The organism is Nonomuraea roseola, assembly GCF_039535395.1.
In the GTDB taxonomy this organism is placed as follows: domain Bacteria; phylum Actinomycetota; class Actinomycetes; order Streptosporangiales; family Streptosporangiaceae; genus Nonomuraea; species Nonomuraea roseola.
Map to the genome: position 1 here is coordinate 24,549 of NZ_BAAAXC010000004.1, position 16,923 is coordinate 41,471.

Consider the following 16,923-nt stretch of genomic DNA (forward strand, 5'->3'; position numbering starts at 1 on the left):
GATGCGCAGACTAGCGCTGGCCGTCGCGGCCGCCCTGGTGCTGACCGCCTGCGGCGCCACGGCCGAAGCCCCCTCACCGCAGGAGGCCAGGACCCTCACGTTGTGGCACTACGAGGGCCCCGACAGCGCCATGGCCAAGGCGTGGGCCGAGGCGATCAGGAAGTTCGAGGCCACGCACCCCGGCGTGAAGGTGAAGTTCGAGGAGAAGGGGTTCGAGGCGATGCAGAAGACCGCCTCGCAGGTGCTCAACTCCGACGCCGCCCCCGACCTGACCGAGTACAACAAGGGCAACGCCACGGCGGGCGCGCTGGCCAAGGCCGGACTGCTCACCGACCTCAGCGCCGAGGCGGCCGAGCGGGGCTGGGACAAGCTGCTGACCGGCAGCCTGCAGACCACCGCCAGGTACGACGAGCGCGGCATCATGGGGTCGGGCAACTGGTACGGCGTGCCCAACTACGGCGAGTTCGTCATGGTCTACTACAACAAGCAGCTCTTCGAGAAGGCCGGGCTCGAGGTGCCCACGACCTTCGAGGAGTTCACGAAGGCGATGGACGCCTTCGTCGCCAAGGATCAGACACCGCTGGCCATGGCCGGCGCCGAGTACCCCGCCCAGCAGGTCTTCTACCAGCTGGCGCTCAGCAAGGCGCAGCGCCCGTGGGTCAACGCCTACCAGCTCTACCAGGGCAGGACCGACTTCAAGGGCCCCGAGCTCACCTACGCCGCCCAGACCATGGCCGACTGGGTCAAGAAGGGCTACATCAGCAAGGACGCCGCCGGGCTCAAGGCCCAGGACATGGGTGACGCGTTCATGGCGGGAAAGTTCCCGATGATGGTGTCGGGCAGCTGGTGGTACGGCACCGTGCAGTCCACGGTGAAGGACTTCGAGTGGGGCACCTTCCTGTGGCCGGGCAGCCGCATGGCGCCCGGCTCCAGCGGCAACCTGTGGGTCGTGCCCGAGCGCGCGAAGAACAAGGAGCTCGCCTACGACTTCATCGACATCACGATGAGCAAGGAGATCCAGAACCTCCTCGGCAACTCGGGTGGCATCCCCGTGGCCGCCGACACCTCGGCCATCACCGACCCCAAGAGCAAGGAGCTGATCGAGAACTTCGGCAGGCTCGCGGGTCAGGACGGCCTCGCCTTCTACCCCGACTGGCCCGCCCCCGGCTACTACGACGTGCTCGTCGCGGGCGTGCAGGAGCTCATCAACGCCACCAAGACGCCCCAGCAGGTGCTCGACGAGCTGGCGGGGCCGTACAACGACAATCTCGCCGATGTCGGCGACTAGGGCGGGCAGGGGCTACTGGCTCTACCTGGCGCCCAGCGCGGTGCTGGTCCTCGCCGTCATCGTCGTGCCGTTCGGCATGAACGTGGCGGCGAGCTTCACCCGCTGGTCGGGGGTGGGGGCGCCGCGCTGGATCGGCCTGGACAACTACGCGCGGCTGCTGAGGGACGAGCGGTTCTGGCAGTCCTTCCAGCACAACGTGGCGCTGATCGTCGCCATGGCGGTCGTGCCGACGCTGCTCGGCCTGGTGCTGGCGGCCGCGCTGTTCACCCTGCGCGGCAGGCGCCTGCCCAGCGTGCTGCGCGCCGCCTACTACCTGCCCCAGGTGCTGCCGGTGGCGGTCGCGGGCGTGGTCTGGGGCTGGCTGCTCAACCCGTCGTACGGCGCGCTCAACGAGCTGCTCGGCCCTGTCGGCCTGGACCGCAACTGGCTCGGCGACCCCGGCTACGCCCTGCCCACCGTCATGGCCGTCATGGTGTGGTTCCAGCTCGGCTACCCCGTCGTGATCTTCATGGCCGGGCTCCAGCGCGTCGACCCCGCCCTCTACGAGGCCGCACAGCTCGACGGGGCCTCGTGGTGGCGCAGGTTCTGGCACGTCACGATCCCGCAGATCAGGCCAGAGATCTTCGTCGTGCTGCTGACCTGCACGATCGCCGCGCTGAAGGTCTTCGGCCCGATCTACGTGCTGACCAGGGGAGGGCCGGGCAACGCCACGATGGTGCCCTCCTACTTCTCCTATCTCAACTTCTTCGAGCGGCTCAACGTCGGCTACGGCTCGGCGATCGCCACCGTGCTCGCGCTGGTCATCCTGCTGGTGACCGTCGCCTTCCTACGCCTGCAGGAGCGCGAATGAGAAGGGGCGCCCTGACGGCCTCGCTCGCCGTGCTCGCGCTGGCCATGGTCGCGCCGTTCGTGATCGTCGCGCTGAACGCCGTCAAGTCCAAGCGCGACTACACCGCCAACGGCCCCTTCTCCCTGCCCGAGGGGCTCTCCCTCGAGGCGGTCGCCGACTTCTGGATCAGGGTCGACTTCGGGGAGAAGCTGTTCAACAGCGCGCTCATCAGCGGCAGCGTCGCCGTGCTCGCGGTGCTGCTGTCGGTGCTGAACGCCTACGCCATCGGCATCGGCAGGGTGCGCGGCAGGATGTGGGTGCTCGTGGTCTTCCTCGCGGCCAACACCCTGCCGCAGGAGGCGCTGGTCTACCCGCTCTACTACCTGGCCAAGGCGACGGGCCTCTACGACACCAGGCTGGCCGTGATCATCATCTTCACGGTGATCCAGTCGGCCTTCGGCACCTACCTGCTCAGCGCCGTCCTCGGCCAGTTCCCCAGGGAGATCCTCGACGCGGCCCACATCGACGGCGCGGGTCGTTTCAGGGCGCTGTGGTCGGTGGTGGTCCCGATCAGCCGCCCGACGCTGAGCGTCCTGATGATCTTCTTCTTCATCTGGACGTGGAACGAGTTCTTCCTGCCTTTGATCTTCCTGGTCTCCAACGACAACCAGACCGTGCCCGTCGTCCTCGGCCTGCTCCAGGGCGAGAAGATGATGGACGCCACGATGTCCAGCGCCGCCGCGCTGCTCGGGATCGTCCCCGCGGTCGCCTTCTTCCTCATCTTCCAGCGCACACTCACCCGCGGCGTCACCGTAGGAGCGATCAAGTGAAGCGAGCTCTCTTAGCCCTTGCCCTCGTCGTGTCGATATCGGCCTTCACGACCGACGCGCCCGTCTACCAGGATCCGTCCAGGCCGCTGGCCGAGCGGGTCGAGGACCTGCTCGGCAGGCTCACCCCCGACGAGAAGATCTCGCTGCTGCACCAGTCGCAGGAGGCGATACCGCGCCTCGGCCTGCCGTACCACAAGAACGGCACCGAGGCCCTGCACGGTGTGGGCTGGTCGAACGACCACGGCGACGGGTGGAAGCAGAAGTTCGCCAGCGGCACGATCTTCCCGCAGGCCGTGGGCCTGGCCTCCACCTGGAACCCCGAGCTGATCAAGCGGGTCGGCGCGGCCACCGGCGACGAGGTGCGCGGCTACGCGGCCGAGAATCCCGAGCTGTGGGGCACGCAGGTGTGGGCGCCGGTGGTCAACCTGCTGCGCGACCCGCGCTGGGGGCGCAACGAGGAGGGCTACTCCGAGGACCCGCTGCTGACCGGCGCCATCTCCACCGCCTACGGCAAGGGGCTGTCGGGCGACGACCCCGTGTACCTGAAGACGGCCCCCGTGCTGAAGCACTACCTGGCCAACAACAACGAGTACCAGCGCTCCCTGACCTCCTCCAACCTGCCGCCCAGGGTCAAGCACGAGTACGACGAGGCCGCCTTCAAGCCGGCGATCAGCGCGGACGCCGCCACGGGGGTGATGGGCTCCTACAACCTCGTCAACGGCCGCCCGAACACCGTCAACCCCGACCAGGACGAGGTCGTGCGCACCTGGACCGACAAGGTCCTCTACAACGTCAGCGACGCGTGGGCGCCCCAGGCCCTCTACCAGGTCGAGAACTACCACCCCGACGAGCCGACCTCCTACGCCGCCACGCTCAAGGCCGGCCAGGACAGCTTCACCGTCGACGGCATGGACACCGCCCCGATGACGGCCTCCGTCAAGGCGGCGCTGGAGCGCGGCCTGATCACGCAGGCCGACATCGACACCGCCGTACGGCACGTCCTGTCGATCAGGATCAGGCTCGGCCACGCCGACCCCGGTGGCGGCCCCTACGCGAAGATCACCAAAGAGGTCGTGGACTCGCCCGCGCACAGGGCGCTCAACAGGCGCACCGCCGCCGAGGCCATGGTGCTGCTGCGCAACGACGGCAGGCTGCCGCTCGACCAGAACAGGACCAGATCCGTGGCGGTCGTCGGACCGCTGCAGGACAAGCTCCACCGCGACTGGTACGGCGGCGCGCTGCCGTACCAGGTGACCCCGAAGCGGGCTCTGGCCGAGCGCGCGCAGGTGACGGGCCTCGACGCGCTCGACAGGGTCGCGCTCAGGCACACCGCCACGGGCAGGTACGTCACCGCCTCGGCCGACCTCACGCAGGCCGTCACGGTCGGGGCCGACAGGACGGCCGCCGCCCAGTGGGACCTCACCGACTGGACGGGCGGCGTCTCCACGCTGCGCAACGCCGCCAGCGGCAAGCTGCTGACCGGCAACTGGGGCACCTTCCTCGCCAACTCCGACGAGCCCGACGGCTGGTTCGTCCAGCAGCAGTTCCGCTTCGAGAAGCAGGGCGACGGCTCCTACCTGATCCAGTACGTCGGCTACGAGGTCAACGAGGGCTGGTGGTCGATTCCCGAGCACTACCTCACGGTCCGCGCGGACGGCACGCTGGCGATGGGGGCCAAGGCCGACGCCGCCCGCTTCGCCATGGAGGTCGTCTCCGACGGCGTGAAGCAGGCCGTCGAGGCGGCCAAGGGCGCGGACGCGGCGGTCGTGGTGGTGGGCAGCCACCCGTTCGTCGCGGGACGCGAGATCCACGACAGGGCCGACCTCACCCTCGGCGCCTCCCAGCTGCGCCTGATCGAGGCCGTGCAGCGGGCCAACCCGAACACGGTCGTGGTGCTGGAGACCGGCTACCCGGTGACGGTCACCGCCAAGGCGCTGCTGTGGACCACGCACGCCGGTCCTGAGACGGGGCACGCGGTGGCCGACGCGATCTTCGGCGAGGTCAACCCCGCAGGACGGCTCACGCAGACGTGGTACCCCTCCAGCGACCTGCCCGACATCCTCGACTACGACATCACCAAGACCGGGATGACCTACCTGTACCACCGGGGCGACCCCCTCTACGCCTTCGGCCACGGCCTGTCCTACACCACGTTCGGCTACCAGGGACTGAAGGTCACCAGGGACGGGCAGGTCAGCGTCAGGGTCACCAACACAGGGTCGAGGGCGGGCGACGAGGTCGTCCAGCTCTACACCCACCAGCAGCGCTCCCGCGTGGTCCAGCCGGTCAAGCAGCTGCGCGGCTTCCAGCGCCTCTCGCTGCGGCCCGGCGAGAGCCGCGAGGTGCGGTTCACGCTCAAGAAGGAGGACCTGGCGCTCTGGGACGTCACCAGGGGCAGATGGACGGTCGAGAGCGCCACCCACGACGTGCTGGTCGGCGGTTCGTCCTCGGCGATCAGGCAGCGCGCCACCCTCCAGGTCGCGGGGGAGCGGATCCCTCCGCGGGAGCTGTCGAAGCCGACCAGGGCCATCGACTTCGACGACTACAAGGGCGTGCGGCTGGTCGATCTCAGCAAGGAGCGCGGCGAGGCCGTGGGCGGCTCGGCGGGGGACTGGCTGGCCTTCAAGGACTCCAGGCTGGGCTCGGCCTTCACCGCGCAGCTCGCCTCCGTGACCGGCGGCTCCGTCGAGGTGCGGCTCGGCTCGCCGACGGGCAGGCTGCTCGGCACGCTCGAAGCGCCTGCGACGGGTGATGTCTACACATACGCTACGGCCATGACACCGATCACTCCGGTCCGTGGCGTCCACGACGTCTACCTCGTCTTCACCGGCGACGTCAGGGTCGGCACCTTCACGCTCGCATGACGCTGGCCAGGCTCGTCGCGGTCTGCGCGGTCTGGGGTGTCTTCTGGGGGTCGTGGTCGGCGCTGCTGCCCGCCGTGCAGACCCAGGTCGGCGCCACCAACGCCGACCTGGGTCTGGCGCTGGCCGGTGTGCCCGTGGGCGCCATCCCCGCGATGGCGCTCACCGGCCGGCTGGTCAGGGGCAGGGAGCGGATCGCGCTGGCCGTCAGCACCGCGCTGTTCGCGCTGGCGGCGGCGGGCATCGGGCTGGTCACGACCCCGCTGGCGCTGGGCCTGGCCCTGGTCGGGCTCGGCGCGGCCAGCGGCGCCCTCGACATCGCACTCAACACCGCCACGGGCAGGGCCGAGCGTGAGTCCGGCGGCAGGCTCTTCCAGACCGTGCACGCCGCCTTCCCCGTCGCCGTGATCGTGGCGGCGCCAGCCACGGGGCTGGCCCGCTCTCTCGGATACGGCCCCCGCGCAGGTGCTGGCCGTCATCGCCGTCCTGGTGCTGGCCTGCGCGGCGCTGGCGATGGGGCTGCCGCTCGGCAGGGGCGTGCAGCCGGTGGCCGACAGCAGACCGAAGGGGGCGTGGCGGCACGCCCTGCTGCTCGGTGTGCTCGCCGCGTTCGCGCTGATCATCGAGAACTCGGTCGAGCAGTGGTCGGTCCTGCTGCTGGAGGACTTCCGCTCGGCCTCCGCGCTGCTGGCCAGCGCGGCGCCCGCCGCCTACATGGGGGCGCTCACCGCGGGCCGCCTGACGGCGCAGGCCTTTCCCAGGCTCGGGCTGCGCCCCCTCTATGTGCTGGCGGGGCTCGGCGGCGGTGGCGGCATCGTCCTGGCGGGGCTGGCTCCCACGGCCTGGCTGTCGCTGGTCGGGTTCGCGATCACCGGGCTCGCGCTCGGGCCGCTGGTGCCCGCGATGCTCAGCAGGGCCGCGGTCGGCGACGAGGAAGGGACGCTGGTCTCGGCGGTCTCGACCATCTCCTACACCGGGTTCGTCGTCAGCCCGCTGCTGGTGGCGGGGTTGAGCGCGGCGTTCTCTCTGCCCGTGGCGCTGGCGCTGCTCGGGGCGCTCGGCGTGCCCCTGCTCCTCGGATATTTGACCGTTCGTTCTAGATAGGGCATATTCAAGACCACTCGTTCTCGATAGGAGTGGTCATGCGTTTCATCGGCAAGGTCGTACTCGTCACCGGCGGCGGATCGGGCATCGGGAGGGCCGCCGCCCAGGCGTTCGCGGCCGAGGGGGCCACGGTCGTGGTGGCAGGGCGCGGCGCCGAGCCGCTGACCGGGACGGTGAAGCTGATCGAGCACGCCGGCGGCTCGGCGAGCCACGTGATCGCCGACGTGAGCACCTCGGGCGGCGCCGCGGCGATGGTCGAGCAGACGGTCGCCAGGCACGGCCGCCTCGACATCGCCTTCAACAACGCGGGCGTCTTCGCCGGCGGGGCGGTCACCGACCTGGACGAGGCGACCTGGGCCCGCGTCATGGACGTGAACGTGACAGGCGTGTGGCTGTCGATGAAGCACGAGATCGAGCACATGCGCCGCTCCGGCGGCGGCGTCATCGTGAACACCGCCTCCAACCTGGGCGCGCACAAGCGCTACAGCGGCATGGCCGCCTACATCGCCTCCAAGGCCGCGGTGAGCGCACTGACCAAGGCCGCGGCGCTGGAGTACATCGCCGAGGGCGTGCGCATCAACGCCGTCAGCCCCGGTCCCGCGGCGACCGCGATGTCCATGCGCCCAGGTGAGAGCGTGGAGGAGCGCGACGAGCGGATGAGGTCGGCGGTGCCGGTGGGCAGGGTCGGCAGGCTGGAGGAGATCGCCGCGGCCGTGCTCTACCTGGCCTCCCCCGAGGCGGGCTTCACCGTCGGCACCGACCTGGTGGTGGACGGCGGCGCCACGCTCTAGCCCCGCCGGTAGATCATCGGCCAAGACTTCGCCGGAGGCCCGCATGCGCCGCGCCACCTGGGTATCTCCGCTGGAGGATCCCTGATCGGAGGAGCGACATGGCCGTCTGCGAAGTGTGTGGAAACGACTACGACATGAGTTTCGAGGTGCACGCCCAGGGCGCGGTGCACACCTTCGACTCCTTCCAGTGCGCCATCCAGGCGATGGCGCCCATCTGCGAGCACTGCGGCCAGAAGATCATCGGTCATGGCGTCGAGGCGAACAGGCGCTGGTTCTGCTGCGCCCACTGCGCCAGGCAGGAGGGGGCGACGGCGATCGTCGACAGGGTCATGGCGGGAACCTCGGCCTAGCCCGCCCGATCGGTGCCGTTCTCCCGGGCGTCCGCGCGTGTTGCAATGGAACTGCCGGCGGATCGCCGGGAGAGTCCATCGGCTGGGAGGCCTGCACCGATGTACGACTTCGATCTCCTTGTGCTCGGGTCGGGTCCCGGCGGGCAGAAGGCGGCCATCGCCGCCGCGAAGCTCGGCAGGCGCACCGCCGTCGTCGAGAAGACGCACATGCTGGGCGGGGTGTGCATCAACACCGGCACGATCCCGTCCAAGACGCTGCGCGAGGCCGTGCTCTACCTCACCGGCCTCAACCAGCGGGAGCTGTACGGCGCCAGCTACCGGGTGAAAGAGGAGATCACCGTCGCCGACCTCGGGATGCGCACCCAGCACGTCATGGGGCGCGAGATCCAGGTCATCCGCAGCCAGCTGGCCCGCAACCACGTCACCCTGCTACAGGGGACGGGCCGCTTCCTCGACGCGCACACCATCGGCGTCACGGGCGAGGAGGAGCGGAAGGTCACGGCCGAGAAGATCGTGATCGCCACCGGCACGTCGCCCGCCCGTCCCTCCACCGTGGAGTTCGACGACCGCACGGTCATCGACTCCGACGCGATCCTGCACCTCGACCGGGTCCCCGAGACGTTGGTCGTCGTCGGGGCGGGGGTCATCGGCATCGAGTACGCCTCGATGTTCGCCGCGCTCGGCACCAAGGTGACGGTGGTGGAGCGTCGCGAGCGGATGCTGGAATTCTGCGACCTGGAGATCGTCGAGGCGCTCAAGTACCACCTGAGGGACCTTGCCGTCACCTTCCGCTTCGGCGAGAGCGTCGCCGCCGTCGAGCGCAGGCCGCGCGGGGCGCTGACCCTCCTGGAGAGCGGCAAGAAGATCCCCGCCGACTGCGTCATGTACTCGGCGGGACGCCAGGGCAAGACGGCCGAGCTCTGCCTGGAGGCCGCGGGCCTGTCCGCCGACGATCGCGGCCGGATCAGGGTCGACGCCTACTACGCCACCCCCGTCCCGCACATCTACGCCGTCGGCGACGTGATCGGCTTTCCCGCGCTGGCGGCCACCTCGATGGAGCAGGGCAGGCTCGCCGCGCAGCACGCCTGCGGCGAGCCCGTCCCCGACATGAGCGAACTGCAGCCGATCGGGATCTACACCATCCCCGAGATCAGCTTCGTCGGGAAGTCGGAGGACGAGCTGACCCGCGAGAGGATCCCGTTCGAGGTGGGCATCTCCCGCTACAGGGAGCTGGCCAGGGGCCAGATCATCGGCGACTCGTACGGCATGCTCAAGCTGCTGGTCTCCTCCGAGGACAGGCGGCTGCTGGGGGTCCACGTGTTCGGCACGGGCGCCACCGAGCTCGTGCACATAGGGCAGACCGTGATGGGCTGCGGGGCGACGGTCGACTACCTGGTCAACGCGGTGTTCAACTACCCGACGCTGGCCGAGTCGTACAAGGTCGCCGCCCTCGACGCCATGAACAAGATGCGCGCCATCGCCAGGCTCACCGCGGAGATGTGAGCTCGGCGGGACGGCGCTCCCGCAGCTGGCGCCCGCTCACTGGTGGAGCAGGCCGGACCTCACGACGGCGACGAGGCTGTCGCCGTCCCTGCGAGAACGGGCAGGAGGGGCCTGTGCGGGCGACCGCCCGAGGGGGCGGGACCTGTGCGTGTCAGGATGGAGAGGTCCCTTGAGACGCGGGAGGAACGCCCATGACCGATCGCTTCGAGACGTTGATCGACAGGCAGATCCGCGAAGCGCAGGAGCGCGGCGAGTTCGACAACCTGCCGGGCGCGGGCAAACCGCTGCCCGACAGGAACGAGATCGCCGACGAGCTGTGGTGGGTCAAGAGGAAGCTGGCGGAGGAGAACCTGTCCATGCCGCTGCCGCCCACCCTGGCCCTGCGCAAGGAGGCCCACGCCGCCCTGGCGCAGGCGCGGGGGGCCACCACGGAGGCCGAGGTCAGACGTATTCTCGAAGAGATCAACAAGAAGATCGTCGAGGGCAACCGCAAGGCGATGTCGGGGCCGCCGCTCAACCTGATGCCCTACGACATCGAGGAGTTCCTGGACGAGTGGCGCCTCAGCCCTTGATCGCCCCGATGATCACTCCCTTGGTGAAGTGCTTCTGCACGAACGGGTAGACCACCAGCACCGGCAGCAGCGCCACCGCCACGATCGACATCTTGATGGCCAGGTCGGGCGGCAGCGCCCGGCCGGCGATCGTGGTGTCGCCGCCCTGGCCGACGAACATCGACTGACCCTGCAGCACGTACTGCCTGAGCACCATCTGCAGGGGCCACTTGGCGCTGTCGTTGAGGTAGAGGACGGCGTCGAAGAAGTTGTTCCAGTACCCCACGGCGTACAGCATCGCGATCACCGCCGTGACGCCCTTCGACATGGGCAGCACGATCCTGCGCAGGACGGTGAACTCGCTCGCCCCGTCGATGCGGGCGCTGTCCATGACCTCCTGCGGGATGCTCATGAAGAACGAGCGCATCACCACCAGGTTGAAGGCGGCCACCGCGCCGGGCAGGATCAGCGCCCAGTAGGAGTCGATCAGCCCGATCGAGCTGACCAGCAGGTACTTGGGGATGATGCCGGGGCTGAACAGGAAGGTCAGCAGCACCAGGAACAGCAGCGGCCTGTGCATCACCGAGCCGGGCCGCGACAGGCCGTAGGCGGCCAGCGCGGTGACGGTGACGCTGATCAGCGTGCCGACGACGGTGATCCCGACGCTGACCATCGCCGCCCTGCTGACCACGCCGCCGGAGAACAGCTCCTGGTAGGCGCCCAGGGACAGCTCGCCTGGCACGGTCACCAGGCCGCCGGCCCTGGCCACCGCGTCCTGGGTGGACAGGCTGGTCAGCACCACCATGTAGAGGGGGAACAGCACGCAGACCGCGATGGCGGTGAGGATCGCGCCCTTCGCCAGCCGTCCGAGCCTCGAGGGCTTCTCTTCCCAGACATTCATGATCGCTTGTAGATTCCCTGCTCGCCGAAGCGGTGGGCCAGCTTGTTGGCCACCAGGATGAGGATCAGGCCGACCAGCCCCTTGACCAGCCCGGCCGCCGCGCCGTAACTCCACTCGCCGGTCAGCATCGTGCGCCAGTAGACGAAGGTGTCGAGCACCTCGGCGGCGTCGCGGCCGACCGCGTCCCGCTGGAGGAAGAACTGCTCGAAGCCGACGTTCAGCGCGTCGCCCAGCCTGAGGATCAGCAGCAGGATGATCACCGGACGCAGCCCGGGCAGCGTGATGTGCCACAGGCGCCGCCAGCGGGAGGCGCCGTCCACGGCCGAGGCCTCGTAGAGGTTCTGGTCGATGGCGGCCAGGGCGGCCAGGAAGATGATCATCCCCCAGCCGGCGTCCTTCCACACCGTCTCGGCGGTCACCAGTATCAGGAAGGTGTCGGGGTTGGTCATGATGTCGACGCCCTGGTAGCCGTTGGCGCGCAGGGTCTGCGCCAGCAGCCCGGCCCCGCCGAACATCTGCTGGAACAGCGTGACGACCAGCACCCAGGAGAAGAAGTGCGGCAGGTAGACGATGTTCTGGATGAGCATCCGCAGCCGCCTGCTGACGACGCTGTCCAGCAGGATCGCCAGCGCGATCGGCACGGGGAAGTAGAAGACCAGCTGGAAGGCCGTGATGAGCAGGGTGTTGAGCGTCGCCTGCCAGAAGCTCTCGTCGATCAGCAGCCACTGGAAGTTGGCCAGGCCGACCCACGGGCTGTCGCCGATGCCCACGTAGGGCGAGTAGTCCTGGAAGGCGATCACGTTGCCGAGCAGCGGCACGTAGTGGAACAGCAGCAGCAGCCCGATGGCCGGGACCACCATCAGCAGCAGCTGCCAGTCGCGCCGCAGCCTGACCATCAGCGTCGGCGCCTTGCGGCGGTCGCCGGCGCCTGCGGGTGAGGTCAGGTCGCCCGCAGGCCCGGAGCGTTCGGCCTGCTCAAGCACGGCCGTTGTCCCGCAGGACCTTCATGTAGAACTCGCGCGCCTCGTCGCCGCCGTCGCGCTTCCACTCGGTCACGATCTGCTTGACGTCGCTGACGGGACGGCGCCCGCGCATGATGTCGGTGAACTTGTCCTCGGTCGGCACCTGCAGACCCGAGTACTTGGAGGGGCGCTGCACCCTGATCCCGTCGAAGGGGGTCTTCTCGATGTACTGGAAGGTGGCGTTCTGCCACTCGATGTTGGCCTTGGCCGCCTCGGGGAAGGGCCAGTCGACGTACAGCGGGCGGCCGCCGAGGAAGCCGTAGGTGTAGGCGACCTCCTTGGTGCCGAGGTCGGTGAGCTTGGGGACGCCGGACGAGTCGAGGTCGAAGTGCTTGCCCTTGACGCCGAAGTACGACAGCTCGTACTCCTTGGTCCCGTACGGCGCCGCGCACCAGTTCAGGATCGACAGCAGCTCCTCGACCTGCGCCTTGGGCAGCCCCTTCCGGATGAAGGTGAAGATCCCCGCGGCGTTGTTGTGGTACATGATCGGCGTTCCGCCGTCGTGCGCGAACACGGGGAAGGGGTTCAGCGCGAACGACGGGTTCTTGGGCGTGTGCTGTTGCAGCAGCTCCTTCCAGGCGCCGAGGCCGTCGCGGTAGATCAGGATCTTGCCCGCGCCGATGAGCTCCTTCTCGTTGGCGCTCTTGCTGCCTGCCACGTCGGGGTGGACGAGCTCCTCGGTGTAGAGCTTGCGCATCCACGCCAGCATGAGCTCGAACTCAGGCGTCTCGTACTTGTGCACGAGCTTGCCGCCCTCGAGGCGCCACTCCTGCGGCACCTTGAAGATCGGCCAGGCCATCTCGTGGATGGCGCCGAAGGCCCACCGGTTGGCCTTGGGGTCGGTGATCTCCTTGCCGAGCTGGTAGAGCTCCTCGGCGTTCTTCGGATTCTGGTTCCAGCCGTTCTTGTCGAACAGGTCCTTGCGGAAGAGCAGCGCGTAGGGGTACGGCTCGGTGGGGAAGGGGACGGCCATGAGCTTGCCGTTCCACACCGACCACTGCCAGGCGGCCGTGGGCAGGTTGGCCAGCAGCGCGTACGGCTTGGCCTTGTCGCCCTGCAAGTAAGGGGTGAGGTCCTCGAAGGCCTTGTCGACGGCGGTGTTGAAGTCCGCCATCTTGTCGATCTCCCAGCTCGGGATGACCATGAGCTCGGGCAGGTCGCCCGAGGCCAGGCGGGCGATGGCCTTGTCGGCGTAGGTCATGCCGTCGGCGATCTGGAACTCCACCGTCGCGCCGATGTCGGTGTTGACGGCCTGGAAGTAGGAGTTGTCGTCCAGCCCGGGCGGTGGCGGGCCCCACAGCGGGGTCATCGCCTTGTAGGAGCCGCCCTTGCCCGCCTTCTGGGTGAGGGCCGCCGCGGGGTTGGCGGGGTAGCTCGTAAAGCCGCCGCTGATGTCGGGCACGCCCGGCAGCGTGGAGACGGTGCCCGGAATGTCAGGCTTGACTCCCGCGAAAGGGACGTAGGTCGGGGTCAGCGTCTTGAGCTTGTCCGCCGCCGCCGCGGTCGCACCTCCCGTGCCGGGCCTGGGGGTGCTCGGGGTCGCGCAGCCGGCCAGGGCCAGGGCGCTCATGCCCACCAGCCCGAGGAATCCGCGGCGAGTGGTCACGGCGTGCTCCCTCCATGTAAGGTTAGTTCGTCTGTTAGCCAAACAAATTAGACCAGTGGCACCGCTCCCACAAGGGAAAGGGGTCACGGATTGGTGAACGGGCGCGCTGTTGCGGCATGATGGGGCCTGCCAGGCCGATCGGGAACGGGGCTGATCTTGATCACTTCCTCAACAGGCCCTCGGCCTGCGGACTTCGGTGACGTCCGGGCGACCAATCTGGCCGTCGTGCTGAGGTTCGTGCGGGACAACGCGCCGTGCTCCAGGGCGGACATCGCCGCCTCGACCGGGCTCAACAAGGCGACGGTCTCCAGCCTGGTGGCCGACCTCATCGACCGCAGGCTCGTGCGCGAGATCGGCCTGACGGAGAACCGCGTCGGACGGCCCGCCACCATGCTGGTCCTCGACGGTTCGCCGTACGCGTCGATCGGTCTCGAGGTCAACGTCGACTACCTCACCGCGGTCGCCGTCGATCTGTCGGGAGAGCGGCTGCTGTCGTGGCGGCGCGCCTTCCCCGGCGCCACCGCCACGCCCGCCCAGGCGGTCGCCGCGGTCGCCGCCCTCACCAGGCGCGTGGTCAACCGCATGACCAAGGACCAGCGGCAGGTGCTCGGGGTGGCGGTCGCCGTACCCGGGCTGATCGGCACCGACGGCACGGTCAGGGTGGCGCCCAACCTCGGCTGGCACGAGGTCGACCTCGCCGGTGACCTGGCCAAGGCGCTGCGCGATCCCGGCTTCCCCATCCAGGTCGAGAACGACGCCAATCTGGCGGTCCTGGCCGAGCACCGCTTCGGGCCGCTCGGCGGCACGCCCAACCTGGTCTACCTGACCGGGGAGGTGGGCGTCGGCGCGGGCGTCATCCTCGACGGACGGCTGCGCCGCGGCGGCCAGGGCTTCAGCGGCGAGATCGGGCACATCCAGATCGACCCGCAGGGGCCGCGGTGCCGCTGCGGCCGTACGGGCTGCCTGGAGGCGGTGGCAGGCATCGGCGTGCTCGTCTCGACCACCGACCCCGCCGAGGTGGAGTCGGAGATCGACGAGGTCGTCCGCAGGGCGAAGGCGGGCGACGCGGCGACCCTCGACCAGCTCGCGACGGTGGGTCGAGACCTCGGCAGGGGCATCGCGATCGCGGCCAACCTGCTCGACCCCGACGCGGTGATCCTCGGCGGCTACTACGTGCCGCTCGCCCCCTGGCTGCTGCCCGCGGCGGCCGGTCAGGCGCGGGCGCTGAGCATCGCGGCCGGCTTCGGCGGCTGCGAGATCGTCGCCTCCACCCTCGGGTACGGCGCCGCCGCCCTGGGCGGGGCGGCGCGCGTGCTCGACTCCGTCGACTCGGGCCGCCTGCCCTCCCCGTGACCCGGTCATTAGGTTAGGCTTACCTTATGTTTGCCTGATCTTCGCGACCGGAGGGACGAGGAAGTGCCCATCAACGGCCGTGACGTGCTGCGGCGCGCCGTCACCGGACAGTGGAAGCAGTCCGCGGCGGGCGCCCTGCTCGCCGCCGGCCATCAGACAGGTGAAGCCCTCGTCCCCGTCATGGTGGGCGTGGTCATCGACGAGGCCATCTCGCCGGGCGACGGCGGCGCGCTCCTCCTCTGGATCGCCGCGCTCGCCGTCGTCTTCGCAGGTCTGTCCTCCAGCTACCGCTTCAGTTTCCGCGCCGCCGAACGGGCCTCCGAGCAGGCCGCGCACCGGCTGCGGATCGAGCTGACCGAGCGCGTCCTCGAGCCCAGGGGCGGAGCCGAGACCGGGCGGCTGCCAGGCGAGCTGGTCGCCGTCGCCACCTCCGACGCCAAACGGGTCGGCGCCGTCAACGTCGCCATGGCCGCGGCCGTCGCGGCGCTGGCCGGCCTGCTGGCGGGCGGGATCGCGCTGCTGCGGGTCTCGCTCCCGCTGGGGCTGCTCGTCCTGCTGGGCATCCCGCCGCTGCTGATGCTCGCGCACCTGCTGGGCAAGCCGCTCGAACGGCGCAGCGGGGCCGAGCAGGAGCGCGCGGCCCGCGCCTCGGGCGTCGCGGCCGACCTGATCGCGGGGCTGCGGGTGCTCAAGGGCATCGGCGCGGAGAACGCCGCCGTCGCCAGGTACCGCCGCACCAGCAGGGACGCCCTGGCCGCCACTCTGCGGGCGGCCCGCGCCCAGGCCTGGCACGACGGCGGCATGCTCGTGCTGACCGGCCTGTTCATCGCCGTCGTCGCGCTGGTCGGAGGACGACTGGCCGCACAGGGCGACATCACCGTCGGCCAGCTGGTGGCCGCGGTCGGCCTCGCGCAGTTCCTGCTCAGCCCCCTGTCGATCCTGGCGTGGGCCAACGGCGAGTTCGCGCAGGGAAGGGCGTCGGCCGCGCGGATCGCCTCCGTGCTGTCCTCGCCGCCCGCCGTGACGGGCGGCGAGGCCGCACCCGCGCGCCCGGTCAGGGGCGCGATCGCGCTGCGCGAGGTCTCGTACGGCGCGCTGCGGGCGGTCAGCTTCGAGGCGGCTCCTGGTGAGCTGCTGGGCGTCGTGACGAGGGACGCGGCGGTGGCGCACGCGCTGCTGCGGGTGCTCGGCAGGACGGCCGATCCGGACGCGGGCGTGGTGGAGCTGGACGGCACGCCGCTGACCGGCCTCGACCCCGCCGAACTGCGCCGCGCGATCGTGGTCGCCGAGCACGACGCCGACCTGTTCGAGGGCACCCTCCTCGACAACATCACCGCCGCCACCCCTGAGCCCGCCACCCCTGCAACCGGCACCCCTGGGCCCGGCACCCCCTCGACCTCCGCGCCGCCTGAGACGCCGGTTCCCGAGACGGCGATGGTGGCCGCGGGGGCCGATGAGGTGGCCGGCGCGTTGCCGTACGGCCTGTCGACCCCGCTGACCGAGCGGGGCCTGTCGCTGTCGGGTGGCCAGCGCCAGCGGGTGGCCCTGGCCCGGGCCCTGGCCGCCGACCCGCCCGTGCTGGTCCTGCACGACCCCACCACCGCCGTCGACGCCGCCACCGAGGCCAGGATCGCCGACGGCGTCAGGGCCGCCCGCCAGGGCCGGACGACGATCATGGTCGTCACCAGTCCCGCGCTGCTGGCCGCCGCCGACCGCGTGGTGTTCGTGGACGGCGGCGGCCCGCCCGCCTGCGGAACCCACGCCGAGCTCGTCGAAGGACACGAGACCTACAGGGCCACGGTCCTGACGTGAGTGCCACGAGGAGAGGACCCATGGCGACGTCCGAGGAGCGCGAACTGCTGCCCACCGCGAACGCGGCGCAGACCTGGGCGGCGGTGCGCGAGCTGGCCCGCCCCCCACCGGCTGACGGCGCT

The 16,923-nt window shown here is 70.0% G+C and carries 15 protein-coding genes; 11 read left to right on the forward strand and 4 right to left on the reverse strand.

The annotated features are described in order from the left end of the window. Position 1 precedes the first annotated feature (1 nt). From ABFX55_RS00965 to ABFX55_RS00980, 4 genes are read left to right on the forward strand one after another with little or no spacing between them, the layout of a single operon-like run. Positions 2–1,288, forward strand: a complete 1,287-nt coding sequence (locus ABFX55_RS00965) for an ABC transporter substrate-binding protein (RefSeq protein WP_346116670.1) — start codon at positions 2–4, stop codon at positions 1,286–1,288. Next, entirely contained in the window at positions 1,275–2,138 is an 864-nt protein-coding gene (locus ABFX55_RS00970) for a carbohydrate ABC transporter permease (RefSeq protein WP_346116672.1), read from the forward strand. The genes ABFX55_RS00965 and ABFX55_RS00970 overlap by 14 nt, the downstream gene beginning before the upstream one ends. After that, a complete protein-coding gene (locus ABFX55_RS00975) occupies positions 2,135–2,947 on the forward strand; it encodes a carbohydrate ABC transporter permease (protein WP_346116674.1) in 813 nt (270 codons plus the stop codon). Before ABFX55_RS00970 ends, ABFX55_RS00975 begins: the two co-directional genes overlap by 4 nt. Next, positions 2,944–5,811 (forward strand): glycoside hydrolase family 3 protein, encoded by a 2,868-nt coding sequence (locus ABFX55_RS00980; protein WP_346116676.1) that lies wholly within the window; start codon positions 2,944–2,946, stop codon positions 5,809–5,811. Before ABFX55_RS00975 ends, ABFX55_RS00980 begins: the two co-directional genes overlap by 4 nt. Here ABFX55_RS00980 and ABFX55_RS00985 read toward each other — a convergent pair. Next, positions 5,798–6,235, reverse strand: a complete 438-nt coding sequence (locus ABFX55_RS00985) for a hypothetical protein (RefSeq protein WP_346116678.1) — start codon at positions 6,233–6,235, stop codon at positions 5,798–5,800. The two genes, ABFX55_RS00980 and ABFX55_RS00985, sit on opposite strands and share 14 nt — an antisense overlap. A 38-nt stretch (positions 6,236–6,273) precedes the next feature. Here ABFX55_RS00985 and ABFX55_RS00990 point away from each other — a divergent pair, with 38 nt between their 5' ends. The 5 genes from ABFX55_RS00990 to ABFX55_RS01010 all read left to right on the forward strand — a co-directional run bounded on the left by ABFX55_RS00990 (position 6,274) and on the right by ABFX55_RS01010 (position 10,128). Continuing rightward, on the forward strand, positions 6,274–6,912 hold the full coding sequence (locus ABFX55_RS00990; protein WP_346116680.1) for an MFS transporter: 639 nt from the start codon (positions 6,274–6,276) through the stop codon (positions 6,910–6,912). 38 nt (positions 6,913–6,950) lie between these two features. Continuing rightward, the gene (locus ABFX55_RS00995) at positions 6,951–7,703 is read left to right on the forward strand and encodes an SDR family NAD(P)-dependent oxidoreductase (protein WP_346116682.1); all 753 of its coding nucleotides are present in this window, start codon (positions 6,951–6,953) and stop codon (positions 7,701–7,703) included. A gap of 98 nt (positions 7,704–7,801) precedes the next feature. After that, positions 7,802–8,053 carry a hypothetical protein gene (locus ABFX55_RS01000; RefSeq protein ID WP_183647041.1) on the forward strand — a complete coding sequence of 84 codons (252 nt, stop codon included), beginning with the start codon at positions 7,802–7,804 and terminating at the stop codon, positions 8,051–8,053. 99 nt (positions 8,054–8,152) lie between these two features. Next, positions 8,153–9,556, forward strand: a complete 1,404-nt coding sequence (gene sthA / locus ABFX55_RS01005; RefSeq protein ID WP_346116684.1) for a Si-specific NAD(P)(+) transhydrogenase — start codon at positions 8,153–8,155, stop codon at positions 9,554–9,556. 191 nt (positions 9,557–9,747) lie between these two features. Next, entirely contained in the window at positions 9,748–10,128 is a 381-nt protein-coding gene (locus ABFX55_RS01010) for a DnaJ family domain-containing protein (protein ID WP_346116686.1), read from the forward strand. Here the strand turns inward: ABFX55_RS01010 and ABFX55_RS01015 are convergent. From ABFX55_RS01015 to ABFX55_RS01025, 3 genes are read right to left on the reverse strand one after another with little or no spacing between them, the layout of a single operon-like run. Then, a complete protein-coding gene (locus ABFX55_RS01015; protein ID WP_346116688.1) occupies positions 10,118–11,008 on the reverse strand; it encodes a carbohydrate ABC transporter permease in 891 nt (296 codons plus the stop codon). The genes ABFX55_RS01010 and ABFX55_RS01015 overlap by 11 nt on opposite strands. Next, positions 11,005–11,952, reverse strand: a complete 948-nt coding sequence (locus ABFX55_RS01020; protein WP_346117008.1) for an ABC transporter permease — start codon at positions 11,950–11,952, stop codon at positions 11,005–11,007. Before ABFX55_RS01020 ends, ABFX55_RS01015 begins: the two co-directional genes overlap by 4 nt. A gap of 31 nt (positions 11,953–11,983) precedes the next feature. Continuing rightward, positions 11,984–13,636, reverse strand: coding sequence for an extracellular solute-binding protein (locus ABFX55_RS01025; protein WP_346116690.1), 1,653 nt, complete (start codon positions 13,634–13,636; stop codon positions 11,984–11,986). A gap of 156 nt (positions 13,637–13,792) precedes the next feature. Here ABFX55_RS01025 and ABFX55_RS01030 point away from each other — a divergent pair, with 156 nt between their 5' ends. Both ABFX55_RS01030 and ABFX55_RS01035 read left to right on the forward strand, forming a co-directional pair. Beyond that, positions 13,793–14,989: an ROK family protein gene (locus tag ABFX55_RS01030; RefSeq protein ID WP_346116692.1), complete on the forward strand. Its 1,197-nt coding sequence runs from the start codon at positions 13,793–13,795 to the stop codon at positions 14,987–14,989. 63 nt (positions 14,990–15,052) lie between these two features. Next, positions 15,053–16,801 carry an ABC transporter ATP-binding protein gene (locus tag ABFX55_RS01035; RefSeq protein WP_346116694.1) on the forward strand — a complete coding sequence of 583 codons (1,749 nt, stop codon included), beginning with the start codon at positions 15,053–15,055 and terminating at the stop codon, positions 16,799–16,801. The last annotated feature ends 122 nt before the right edge of the window (positions 16,802–16,923 follow it).

Bases quoted from the DNA above. Each gene is read 5' to 3' on its own strand.
- ABFX55_RS00970 (WP_346116672.1), top strand. From the start codon at position 1,275: ATGTCGGCGACTAGGGCGGGCAGGGGCTACTGGCTCTACCTGGCGCCC.
- sthA (WP_346116684.1), top strand. From the start codon at position 8,153: ATGTACGACTTCGATCTCCTTGTGCTCGGGTCGGGTCCCGGCGGGCAG.
- ABFX55_RS00995 (WP_346116682.1), top strand. From the start codon at position 6,951: ATGCGTTTCATCGGCAAGGTCGTACTCGTCACCGGCGGCGGATCGGGC.
- ABFX55_RS00975 (WP_346116674.1), top strand. From the start codon at position 2,135: ATGAGAAGGGGCGCCCTGACGGCCTCGCTCGCCGTGCTCGCGCTGGCC.
- ABFX55_RS01000 (WP_183647041.1), top strand. From the start codon at position 7,802: ATGGCCGTCTGCGAAGTGTGTGGAAACGACTACGACATGAGTTTCGAG.
- ABFX55_RS01010 (WP_346116686.1), top strand. From the start codon at position 9,748: ATGACCGATCGCTTCGAGACGTTGATCGACAGGCAGATCCGCGAAGCG.
- ABFX55_RS01015 (WP_346116688.1), bottom strand. From the start codon at position 11,008: ATGAATGTCTGGGAAGAGAAGCCCTCGAGGCTCGGACGGCTGGCGAAG.
- ABFX55_RS00965 (WP_346116670.1), top strand. From the start codon at position 2: ATGCGCAGACTAGCGCTGGCCGTCGCGGCCGCCCTGGTGCTGACCGCC.